Below are 12,931 nucleotides of genomic sequence, written 5' to 3'. Positions count from 1 at the left end.
ATATATTAACGAGACAGTATCTCGTGTACCTATCAGTGACTGGCATCATACTGATAGTGGTAAGTGGGTTGGCTTCAGAGCCCGTTCGGTGATCGGAGGATACTGGATGAAAGTATTAATGGATAAAGTTCAGAATAATCAATAATTTAAATCTAATTTATTATGAATGGTAGAACAATGAGACATGGAAGCATGGAACTTCTATGGAGGATGCTATTTGTGCTCTTTATAATTTGTTTGGGCAGTTGTAAAGACGACAAAGACGCAACAGCAGCACCTTATGATCCGAATCAGCCGATAGAGGTGACGGATTTCACACCTAAGTCGGGAGGTGGAAAAAAGAAGATGATTATCTATGGTAGTAATTTTGGGACAGATCGCTCCATTATATCTGTAAAAGTAGGAGGAAAAGAAGCACTAGTCATTAGTTCTAAGGGGAATAGTATATACTGTCAAACACCTGAACGATGCTTCGAAGGAACTGTTGAAGTGAAAATTGGAGAACAGGTAGTCGTAGTATCGGAAAAATACCAATATGAGCCTCAGACGGTAGTAACGGATTTGTGTGGAGAGGTAAACGAACTAGGTCAGGGAAATATTGAGACCGAACCACGTCCGTTCAATGATTGTGGAAAGATAGAATATCCTTATTGGTTCTCTTTTGATCCTCAACATCATCATATCCTTTATTTGTCTCAAACGGGTACTGATAAGGAAAAGAATAGACCTTTACGAGTTCTGGACTTAGAAAAAGAGATGATCTATACAAAGAAAGTTAATAATATAGTTCGTATGACTTCCATAACATGGACTGATGAAGGTAATATGGTAATAGCATGTCCACAGGGTGGTGGCAGTTCCAATAGGAGTAATATTATATTAAAGCGTGGTAGTAGTGCGGACGGTCAGGACTTTAAAGATGCTAGTTGGACGATACTGACACGCGGTAATGCTTGCAACGGTTCAATGATTCTTCCGGAAACCGGTGATATTTATTTTAATCATCGTGCCACAGGGCTCGTATACAGATACAATATTAGTAATGAAGAAAATTGGAATGCTAATCCACCAGTTCCCGGTGGAGACGGATTATCTGAAATTCTGGCGTTCAGCGTTCCGAATAGTGGTGTTGATTTTAGTTTTGTGCCTCATCCTACAGGCAAATATGTCTACATTATCATGCATGAATCGCATTATATACTTCGTTCTAATTATGATAAAGAGACAGGAAAACTGGTTACTCCATACATTGTATGCGGACAGTCCGGACAAGCCGACTATAAAGATTTAGTGGGTATTAATGCCCGCCTGAATAAACCGGGACAAGGCGTATTTGTATATAATGAAGAATATGAAGATGCGGGAAAAGAGGATCATTATGATTTCTATTTTACAGATACCAAAAATCATTGTATTCGTAAACTGACCCCGGATGGAGTTGTCTCTACTTTTGCAGGACGTGGTTCCGCTTCAACCAGTGCCTATAAATGGGGAAAGCAAAATGGTGAAATACGTGAAAGAGCTCGTTTTAATGAACCGGTTGCTTTGGCTTATGATGAAGAGACAAAAACTTTTTATGTAGGAGATACGGGAAACTTTAAGATTCGAAAGATTGCAAAAGAGCAAGAAGCGGATGAACAAGGAGAAGGAGGATCAGATGATGAACAGACTGGTGAAAACCAAATGGATGAGATTTTTCCAGAATAACGAGAACAAATAATCGAATAAAAAACAAACACATGAGAAGAAAAAGTTTTATCACTATTTGTCTATTATGGATCTTTATGTCCCTTTCTGCTCAGGAAAAGAAAATAGAGGTTACGGGAGTAGTGACAGATATGAACAATGAACCGTTAATCGGTGTCAATGTGACTGTAAAAGATCAGGCTGGTTTAGGGGCTATTACAGATATTAACGGACGTTATAAAATTAATATTGAAGAGTTCTCTAGACTGGTGTTTTCATATATCGGATTTGACAGGCAAGAAGTGTTGGTGAAGAGACAGCGTGTGATCAATGTCACTATGAAAGAATCAGAAGCCAGCGAGCTTGATGAAGTTGTTATAACGGGAACTGGGGCGCAGAAAAAATTGATAGTGACTGGTGCTGTAACTACTGTGAATGTAGATGACTTGAAATCTAATCCTTCAGCAAATCTGTCGAATGCTTTGGCTGGTAATGTGGCAGGTGTACTTGCCATGCAAACTTCCGGTCAGCCAGGTGTAAACACTTCCGAATTCTGGATTCGTGGTATTTCTACTTTTGGTGCCAATAGTGCTGCACTAGTGTTAGTGGATGGATTTGAACGTGATTTGAATGATATTAATATTGAGGATATTGAGACGTTCACGGTATTGAAGGATGCTTCCACTACGGCTATCTATGGTCCCCGTGGTGCTAACGGAGTAATACTTATTACTACAAAACGGGGTAAAGAAGGTAAAATTAATATCAATGCAAAGGTGGAAAGCTCTTATAATACACGCACTATCACACCTGAATTTGCAGATGGTTATAGTTATGCGATGTTGATGAATGAAGCACGTATTACTCGCAACCAGGAACGGATCTATCGTGATGATGAAATGGAAATTTTACGATTAGGTCTTGATCCGGATCTCTATCCGAATGTAGATTGGATGGATACATTGTTGAAAGACGGAGCCATGACTTACCGTGCTAACTTAAATATGAATGGTGGAGGTAGTACCGCACGATATTTTGTATCTCTTAGCTATATTAATGAGGAAGGGATGTATAAGACAGATGAAGCGATGCGTAAAGATTATAATACTAATCCCAGTAGTCAACGTTGGAATTATCGTTTGAATACGGATATTGATGTTACGAAAACAACACTTGTGAAAGTCGGTGTGTCCGGTTCATTGAAAAAACGGAATGCTCCGGGACAAGGTGATAATGTATGGTATTCTTTGTTAGGACAAAATCCGATTAGTATTCCTATTATGTATTCTGATGGTTCCATACCTGCATTCGGTGAGGGTGAGAATCGGAAGAATCCTTGGACGCTTGCCACACAGACCGGTTATAAGGAGATTTGGAATAACAAGATACAAACGAACATCTCATTGGAACAGAAATTAGATTTTGTTACTAAGGGACTGCGTTTTGAAGGTCGATTCGGTTTTGACACTGACAACCAGAGCTCGATTACTCGTAAGAGAATGCCGGAGACATGGCGTGCCCAACGTGAACGCGATGACAACGGAGATATTATATTAAAACAGCAAAGTATCGAGAAACCGATGGAACAAACAAGCTCGTCAACTGGTGATCGCCGTGAGTTTTTTGAGGCTATTCTGCAATACAATCGTGCATTCAAAGCACATCATTTAGGCGGAACGTTGAAATATAGTCAAGATGCATACCGGACTACAGTGGATATCGGTACTGATGTAAAGAATGGTATTGCCAAGCGTCACATGGGTGTGGCAGGACGTTTCAGTTATAACTGGAATTACCGCTATTTTGCAGATTTCAATTTCGGTTATAACGGCTCGGAAAACTTTGCAGACGGACATCGATTCGGTTTCTTCCCTGCCTTTTCCGTAGCTTGGAATGTTGCTGAAGAGAAATACATCAAGAAGCATCTGAAATGGATGAATATGTTTAAGTTGCGTTATTCTTATGGGAAAGTGGGTAATGATAAATTAGGTGAGCGCTTCCCTTATTTATACACTCTTGCTAATGAATATAAGGAAAAAGTAGATGGTAAAGATGTGGTGAAATATTATCCGGGATGGACCTGGAGTGACTATGACTCTGAAGACAATAAATATAACGGCATGCTATATACCCAGTTGGCTTCGGAAAGTGTAACTTGGGAGATTGCAACCAAACATGATGCGGGTGTAGATATGTCTTTATTTAATGATAAGTTTACTGCTTCTGTTGATTATTTTCACGAACAGCGTGACGGTATTTATATGGAGAGAAAATACCTCCCCAGTATAGTCGGTGTAAGAAGCAATCCGAAAGCTAATGTGGGAAGTGTTTTATCACAAGGCTTTGATGGAAATTTTGCTTATAAACAAAAAATAGGCAAAGTAAACTTAACCGTCCGAGGAAATATGACTTATAGCAAGAACGAGATATTAGAAAAGGATGAAGAGAATGCTGTTTATCCTTATCAGACAGAAGCCGGTTATCGAGTGAATCAGGCAAAAGGTTTGATTGCGTTCGGCTTGTTCAAAGATTATGATGATATCCGTAACAGTCCGAAACAAGCTTGGAATAAAGTACAACCAGGGGATATTAAGTATAAAGATGTCAATGGAGACGGCATTGTAAATGATGCTGATATGGTAGCTATCGGTGCAACTACTAAGCCAAATCTGATTTATGGTTTTGGTGTTTCAGCACAATGGAACGGATTTGATTTTAATGTTCATTTCCAAGGTTCGGGTAAATCTTCTTTCTTTATCAACGGTACCAGTGTGCATGCCTTTAGTGACAGCCAATGGGGCAATGTTTTTACTAATCTTGTAAAAGAACGCTGGGTAGATCCGGAAACGGCAAAGATTCTAGGCATTCCTGTCAACGAAAATCCGAATGCTTCTTATCCGAGGCTTACTTACGGAGGGAATGAAAACAACTATAAAAAATCCACATTCTGGTTGCGTGATGGTTCTTACTTACGTCTGAAGACATTAGAAGTTGGCTATACTTTACCTAAATCAATTGTAAATAAGATGAGATTCAATAAAATCCGCATATTTTTCATCGGAACCAATTTATTGACATTTGCCAAGTTCAAAGAATGGGATCCGGAAATGGGTAGTTCGAATGGAGAACAATATCCGCTGGCTAAAGTCTTTACTTTGGGATTGACTGTTAACATCTAATAAATGTATGTGAAATGAAAAAGATATATAAACTATATATTGGTGTTTTATTAAGTGTGATTGCCGTTTCTTGTACGGATAGTCTGGATTCGGACAAATATTTCACTGACCGGAGGTCGTTGGAAGATGTGTTTACTGATAAAACATATACGGAAGAATGGCTGGTACATGCTTATTCTTTCTTAGGAGGCAATAATATGGAAGTCTCTACCAGAGATAATATTCTCTGGAATTTTGCCGATGATATTTATTTCGGCGGCAATAGTCTCGGTGATTATAAGAAATTCAAAACCGGAACTTATGATGAAAATTGGTATCAATCATGGGGGGCTAGTTATAAAGGTATTCGTCAGGCATCCATCTTCATCGAAAATATTGACATGAATACAAAGTTTACGGAAGAAGAAAGAGCCGATTTGAAAGCCCAGGCCCGTTTCGTACGTGCATACTATTATTGGTTGTTGTTACGCAGGTATGGACCTGTACCTTTGTTGCCTGACGAGGGACTTGATTACACAAGTAGTTATGACGATTTGGCTGTTCAACGCAACTCGTATGATGAATGTGTAGAATATATAGAGACCGAAATGCGTTTGGCAGCTCAAGATCTGCCTTTGACCAGAGCGGTGAACCAAATTTCACGTCCAACGAGAGGTGCAGCATTAGCCGCACGTGCCAGAGCATTACTTTATGCGGCGAGTCCGATTAATAATCCTCGTCCGGAAGATACAGAAAAGTTTTCGGATTTGGTAGATTATGATGGAAGATGCCTGATCTCACAGGAATATAATGAATATAAATGGGCTAGAGCTGCAGCTGCTGCAAAAGATGTAATGGAACTTCCTGGAAGTAACAGTGGACATCGTTACGAACTATACCATAAAAAAGCAATCACTACATCGGAGCCGGGATATCCTGCCACTGTCGCTCCTTGTCAAGACGGTGATTTTTCGGAGAAGACATGGGATCAAGGTGGTTATAATGATATAGATCCTTATGCATCCTATCGTGAAGTTTTCAATGGCTCATTGGCCATGTACCAAAATCCGGAACTGATTTTCAGTCGTGGACGTAATCAGGGAGACAACAGTCTCGTTGCAATGGTGAGGCTCCAAATGCCCAAAGTATTTGGTGGTGGGAGCAATGCTTATGGCATGACAATGAAAATGTGTGATGCTTATTATATGGATAATGGAGAGGAATTCAATAGAGAACTGTTTAAAGAAACATATCCTGCAGATAAGCGTTTTGTGACCAAAGAGGAAGCCGAAGCTGAAACCTACCCTCATTTGAAAGAGGGAGTATATAAGGAATATGCTAATCGTGAACCGCGTTTCTATGCTTCCGTTTCGTTTAATGGTTGTGTGTGGTCCTTGTTAAAAAATGCAGAAACAGTAGATTATAAAAAAGATGTTGAGAAACAAGTTAATTATTATTATGGTATCAACACAGATGGTTTCTCGGGGACAGGTGTCTATTTGCGTTCCGGTATTGGCATCATGAAGTATGTGCATCCGGATGATACTAATCGTAAGGAGATTAAACCGAAAGCAGAACCTGCTATTCGTTTTGCTGAAATCCTGTTGATTTATGCTGAAGCGTTAAATGAACTTGAAGAAGGAGCCAACTTTGATGTCCCTTCATGGGATGGTTCTACTACTTATTCTATTAAGCGTGACATTGATGAAATGAAAAAAGGAATCCGCCCGATTCGTCGTCGTGCGGGTGTACCAGACTATGATCTTGAGACTGTATACAAGAGTCAGGATGAATTCCGTAAAAAAATGAAAAAAGAACGTCAAATAGAATTGATGGCAGAAGGACAGCGTTATTTCGATTTGCGTAGATGGAAAGATGCGGAAGTGGAAGAATCGAAAAAGAATTATGGTTGCAATTTCTATATGTCGGATTCTAAGGACCAAAAAGAACAGTTCTATACTCCGATAGAGATTACAGATCTACCGACTGCATTTTCTCGTAAATTGTATTTTTGGCCGATTAGTCATGAAGAATTGAAGCGGAACAAAAGGTTGACACAAAATCCAGGATGGACATATAATGATTAATTCAAAACAACAGAATATGATATGAAAAATATATATGCTTATTTAATGATATTGGCTACTGTCACATTGAGTACTGCCTGTAATAATGAATGGGAAGACGAACAGTATGAACAATATATATCTTTCAAATCGCCTATTCCTGCAGGGGGCGAAGGAGTTACTGATATTTACGTCAGATATAAGGAAGATGGAAAGGTGACTTATCGGTTACCGATCGTTGTTAGCGGGTCTACGACGAATACACAGGATAGGGAAGTACATATAGCAGTGGATAAAGATACGTTGGAAACGTTGAATATAGAGCGTTTCAGCATTCATCGTCCGGAATTGTGGTATACAGCATTGGAGGAAGATAAATATGATTTTCCTAAGACGGTACATATTTCGGCCGGTTCCTCTGTGGAACAATTGAATATTGATTTTAATTTGCAAGGCATCGATATGTTGGAGAAATGGGTATTGCCTTTAACTATTGTTGATGACCCTTCTTATAATTATAAAAGTCATCCGCGCAAAAATTATGCGAAAGCATTGTTGCGTGTAATCCCATTCAATAATTATTCTGGTTCATATACTTCTTCGGCTATGAAAGTATACACATACATAAACGGTAAGCCGGATACGAATGCAAGAACCGCGAATAAGCGGACTGGATATGTGATAAATGATAATACCGTTTTCTTTTATGCAGGTTTAATCAGTGAGGATTTGGATAAAGAAGTACGTGAGAAATACAAAATAAACGTGCATTTTAATGAGGATGGAACACTGCACATGGTGCCGGACGATCCTAATAATGAAATGGAGTTTGAATTGATAGGGACACCTATTTATAGCAGCACATCTATTATGGACGCTACACGTCCTTACTTGGAACGTCGTTATGTTCAAATCATGTTTGAATACGATTTTCAGGATTTTACCTATGGTGGAAGTGGGGTAGATGTAATTCCTATCAAGTATAGAGTGGAAGGTAGCATGACGCTTCAACGGAATATCAATACGCAAATTCCGGATGAAGATCAGCAGATTGAGTGGTAACCATAGAAAATAGACTAAGAATAGAGAAGATATAGTTTCTGTATCTTCTCTATTTGATTCTAAGCTGTTATAATCATCCATTCTCATCTCTGTTTACCTGTTTTTTTCCTTTATTGATTTGTATTTTTCCCTTTCTCTTAAAAAACTTCTCTACTTTTGCTACATAAGTCAGTCACACGAAACCGACAAAAAGCATAGTTAATTAAATCAGAATAATTATGAACATCAAAAAACATTTGCCTTGGTTGGGAGCTTTATTACCCGTGGCCAGTATGCAGGCAGAGACAAAACCCAATGTGGTCGTCATCTATGTAGATGATATGGGAATCGGAGATATCGGTTGTTATGGAGGTAAGTTTGTTTCTACTCCGAATATTGATAAGATAGCGCAGGACGGATTGTTATTCAATCAGTATTATTCATCCGCACCGGTCAGCTCACCTTCACGTTGCGGATTGACAACAGGCAAATTCCCGATTGAAGTAGGAATTAATACCTTTTTAAATAATAAAGCCAGCAACAAGAAGTGTGAACAGCGTAACTTTTTGAGTGACAAGAATCCTTCCATGGCACGTGCTTTCCAAAGTGCAGGTTACGCTACCGGGCATATAGGTAAATGGCATATGGGAGGCGGACGCGACGTGCACAATGCACCTTCTATTAAGAATTATGGTTTTGACGAATATATATCAACGTATGAAAGTCCGGACCCTGAACCTGCAATCACTGCTACAAACTGGATATGGTCGGCCAAAGACAGCGTAAAACGCTGGAGACGTACCGAGTACTTTGTAAACAAGAGCATCGACTTCGTTAAACGTCATAAAGATCAGCCTTTCTTTTTGAATCTCTGGCCGGATGATATGCATACCCCTTGGGTACCGGAATTTAAGCAAAAGGATAACAAAAGCTGGAACACAGAAGAAGCCTTCATCCCTGTTCTTGCTGAAATGGACAAACAGATCGGACGTTTTATCAAAGCATTGGATGAGTTGGGATTGTCGGAAAATACAATCGTGATTTTCACTAGTGATAATGGACCGGCGCCCAGTTTCCAATCCGTTCGTGCTGCCTATTTAAGAGGAACGAAGAACAGCCTTTATGAAGGTGGAATTCGTATGCCGTTCCTTATAAAATACCCCAAGAAAATAAAGGCTGGACAAGTGAATAATGAGAGCGTACTGTGTGCAGTCGATTTATATCCCTCTTTATGTGCGATAGCCGGAATTGAAACAGAGAAAGGTTATCAGGGAGACGGACAAAATTATGATAAAGTTCTTTTGGGCAAATCGAAAGCTAAACGTAAAACGGATTTGATGTGGGATTTCGGTAGAAACCAATTCTTTAAGAAACCGGGAAATGCAAACGACAGAAGTCCTCATCTGGCTATACGCAGTGGCAACTGGAAGCTATTGATAAATAGTGATGGAAGCGATGCACAGCTGTACGATATTGAAAAAGACAAATTCGAGAAAAACGATGTGGCGCAGTCGCATCCGCAAGTCGTAGCTAAGTTAAGCAAAAAAGTATGTAAATGGTTTGAGGAAAACAAAGACAAAGGAAAAGAGTAATACAGTGAAAAACAAATTATAAACCAATATTAAATTTATGAATTCTAGATTATTACTATTACCGACCGCCTTGATGGTTGCTGGCCATTCTGCAGCAGAGGCGAAAGGCAAGAAATCGGACAAACGTCCTAATATCTTGGTAATTCTTGCAGATGATCTTGGCTATTCCGATCTGGGATGCTATGGTAGCGAGATTCATACTCCTAATTTGGATAAACTGGCACAAGAAGGAGTACGCTTTAATCATTTCTATAATGCAAGTCGTAGTTGTCCGACTCGTGCTTCCCTGTTGACGGGACTTTACCAGCACCAAGCCGGAATCGGACGAATGACCTTTGATGCTCACTTGCCGGGCTATCGCGGAACACTCTCACGCAATGCCGTTACCATTGCCGAGGTGTTGAAAGAAGCAGGATATACCACCAGTATGGTTGGAAAATGGCATGTTGCAGAGACTCCACTTCGTAAAGACCAACGCGAATGGTTGGCACACCGTGTCTTCCATGATACATTCTCTGATTTATGTCATTATCCCGTCAATCGTGGGTTTGATTCTCACTATGGAGTGATTTATGGAGTGGTGGATTACTTTGATCCGTTCAGTTTAGTAGAAGGTGAAGTGCCTATAAAGGAAGTACCTAAAGGATATTATATAACCCAAGCTCTTTCTGACCGCGCTGTGCAAGAGGTAGAAGAATATGCAAAGGATGACAAACCATTCTTTATGTATCTGGCTTATACAGCACCACATTGGCCGCTGCATGCACTTCCTGAAGATATTGAGAAATATAAGGATACTTATAAAGTAGGTTGGGAAGCTATCCGTAATGCCCGCTACGAACGTCAAAAGCAGTTGGGTATTTTCCCGGGAATGGATAACTTTTTGTCCGAACGTCAGTTTCATGACAAATGGGAAGACAATCCACATGCAGAATGGGATGCCCGTGCGATGGCCGTTCACGCTGCAATGATCGACCGTGTAGATCAGGGTATTGGACAAATTATCGAGGCTTTGAAAAAGACCGGACAGCTTGATAATACACTGATTCTTTTCTTGTCTGATAATGGTTGCAGTAACGAAGACTGCCAGAACATGTCTGGTGGAGAGAACGACCGTCCGGATATGACTCGTGATGGAAAGAAAATCATTTACCCGCGTAATAAACAAGTATTGCCTGGACCACAGACTACATACGCTTCATTGGGAGCCCGTTGGTCTAATGTAGCGAATACTCCATTCCGCTTTTGGAAAGCTAAATCTTATGAGGGAGGAATCTGTACTCCGATGATTGCTCATTGGCCGAAAGGAATTAAAAAGAACGTGGGTGGCATGACATCTGAAATAGGTCATGTGATGGACATCATGGCTACTTGTGTCGATTTAGCGGATGCTGAATATCCAACTACCTATAAAGGACATGATATTCTTCCAATGGAAGGAAAGAGCTTGCTTCCTATCTTCAAGACCGGACATCGCAAGGGACACGCCTATCTGGGTTTTGAACATTTCAACGAACGTGCTTTTCTTTCCAATGATGGCTGGAAATTGGTTCGCCCGAAAAATAACTCTCAATGGGAATTGTACAATTTGAATGAAGACCGGAGCGAGCAACATGATCTGGCTGCTAAATATCCGGAGAAGGTGGCAGAAATGTCAAAAGCCTACGAAGCATGGGCTAAGCGTTGCATGGTAGAACCTTACCCGGGACAGAAAAAGAAATAACTGTCATTCCATTTAAAACGGAATGAATAGAACATTGAATGAATAATGGGGATGAGGTTGTTCTTGATTAAGAATCATTCATCCTCATTGATATATCTAAAGATCTTATTCTTTTGGGAATAAAAATAAGTACAAATGAAAGTTCCATATAATAATTTGGATATGCAGATGCAGAAGAGTTTCTTAATAGTGTTTACTTTAATAGTGACAAATACAGCAAATCTTGCAGCAAAAAGTTCACCTTGGGATATAGCGGACAAAATAGTAGCAGAACTTAATCCGGTGACTTTTCCTGATAAGACATACAACATTGCTGATTTTGGTGCTGTAGCAGATGGGAGAATGCCTTGCAAAGGTGCTTTTGATAAGGCTATAACACAATGTAGTGATCAAGGCGGCGGTAGAATAATTGTACCTGCAGGAACTTATTATATGAATGGACCGCTGGTATTTAAGAGTAATGTCAATATCCATTTGGAAGATGGTGCTATCTTGAATTTTAGTAGTAACCAGGAAGATTATTTGCCCGCGGTAATTACACGATGGGAAGGTACGGAGTTGTTTAATTATTCTCCGCTAATTTACGCTTATCATGTACAGAATATCGCTTTGACTGGAAAAGGCACGATAAATGGCAATGGTTCCAAGAAATTTTCTGCCTGGGCTGATAATCAGAATATAGACAAGGAAATACTAAGACGAATGGGACGTGAAAACCTGCCTATTTACAGGCGTATATTTGGAGAGGGTTTCAGATTACGTCCAGGGTTTATCGAACCGTATGGCTGTGCAAATGTGCGTATTGAAGGTATCACAATCAAAGATTCACCGTTCTGGGTGATCCACCCGATATTTTGCAACAATGTTATTGTTCGTGATGTAACGGTTGACAGTCATAATCGGAATAACGATGGTTGTGATCCTGAATCATGCAGCAACGTTTTGATTGAAGGTTGTACTTTCTCCACGGGCGATGATGCTATTGCTATTAAGTCGGGACGGGATAATGATGCTTGGCGTATTGGACAGCCTACTGAAAATGTCGTCATTCGCAATTGCACCTTTTGGTCAAAAATAAACGGGGTATGTATCGGAAGCGAAATATCGGGAGGTGTACGTAATGTATTTATAGAAAATATTAGTATCCTTAAATCATCGAATGCCATCTATTTCAAATCGAATCTTGACAGAGGGGGATATATCGAAAATATTTATGTTCGCAACATACAGGCTGACTCGGTGCGCACAGCTTTGGTTCGCGTAGAACCGAATTATAAGGGAGAGCGATCGGGATTTCATCCTACCTTGTTCAACAAGATTACGGTCGAAAACGTAACTTGTGGGCAAACGAATGAGTGTGCTATATCCATGGCTGGATTCCCGGAACTACCTATAAGAAACATTACGTTGAAGAATATCACCGTAGATAAGGCTGTGTCGGACTATCGCTTGGAGAATGGTGAGAATATTATTTTCGAGAATGTGAGAGTAAATGGTGAAAAATTACCGGAAAAACCAGAAGCGAAAAAGATTAAGAAACTTCGTGTTTTATAAGATATACTGTCATTATTAAGTGCCAAACATACTTGTAATGGGATATTCGTTGAATTAAAAATATAAGGCAACTAGCTCGCAAAGAGTTAGTTGCCTTTTTGAAAGAGAGAA

8 protein-coding genes are annotated in these 12,931 nt (G+C 39.8%); all 8 read left to right on the top strand.

Features of this window, described 5'->3' with window-relative positions:
• Positions 1-145 (top strand): glutaminase domain-containing protein (locus KFO40_RS02315; RefSeq protein WP_118326088.1); only part of this gene is annotated, 145 nt, incomplete at its 5' end.
• Between the two features lie 17 nt (positions 146-162).
• Positions 163-1,707: an IPT/TIG domain-containing protein gene (locus KFO40_RS02310; protein WP_117685120.1), complete on the top strand. Its 1,545-nt coding sequence runs from the start codon at positions 163-165 to the stop codon at positions 1,705-1,707.
• Positions 1,708-1,739: 32 nt separating this feature from the next.
• Positions 1,740-4,865, top strand: a complete 3,126-nt coding sequence (locus KFO40_RS02305) for a SusC/RagA family TonB-linked outer membrane protein (RefSeq protein ID WP_211146051.1) — start codon at positions 1,740-1,742, stop codon at positions 4,863-4,865.
• A 14-nt stretch (positions 4,866-4,879) separates the two neighbouring features.
• Positions 4,880-6,931 carry a RagB/SusD family nutrient uptake outer membrane protein gene (locus KFO40_RS02300; RefSeq protein WP_211146050.1) on the top strand — a complete coding sequence of 684 codons (2,052 nt, stop codon included), beginning with the start codon at positions 4,880-4,882 and terminating at the stop codon, positions 6,929-6,931.
• Positions 6,932-6,952: 21 nt separating this feature from the next.
• Complete coding sequence (locus tag KFO40_RS02295) at positions 6,953-7,972, top strand: DUF4973 domain-containing protein (protein ID WP_151934068.1); 1,020 nt, start codon at positions 6,953-6,955, stop codon at positions 7,970-7,972.
• 218 nt (positions 7,973-8,190) lie between these two features.
• Positions 8,191-9,543: a sulfatase gene (locus tag KFO40_RS02290; protein ID WP_211146049.1), complete on the top strand. Its 1,353-nt coding sequence runs from the start codon at positions 8,191-8,193 to the stop codon at positions 9,541-9,543.
• A gap of 37 nt (positions 9,544-9,580) precedes the next feature.
• Complete coding sequence (locus tag KFO40_RS02285) at positions 9,581-11,266, top strand: arylsulfatase (protein WP_211146048.1); 1,686 nt, start codon at positions 9,581-9,583, stop codon at positions 11,264-11,266.
• A gap of 135 nt (positions 11,267-11,401) precedes the next feature.
• Positions 11,402-12,820, top strand: coding sequence for a glycoside hydrolase family 28 protein (locus tag KFO40_RS02280; RefSeq protein WP_087318144.1), 1,419 nt, complete (start codon positions 11,402-11,404; stop codon positions 12,818-12,820).
• The last annotated feature ends 111 nt before the right edge of the window (positions 12,821-12,931 follow it).

The organism is Bacteroides sp. 1001302B_160321_D4 (genome assembly GCF_015667765.1).
GTDB classification, from domain to species: domain Bacteria; phylum Bacteroidota; class Bacteroidia; order Bacteroidales; family Bacteroidaceae; genus Bacteroides; species Bacteroides xylanisolvens.
Note: the sequence above shows the minus strand (reverse complement) of the source record. Positions and strands in the feature narration are given on the sequence as shown.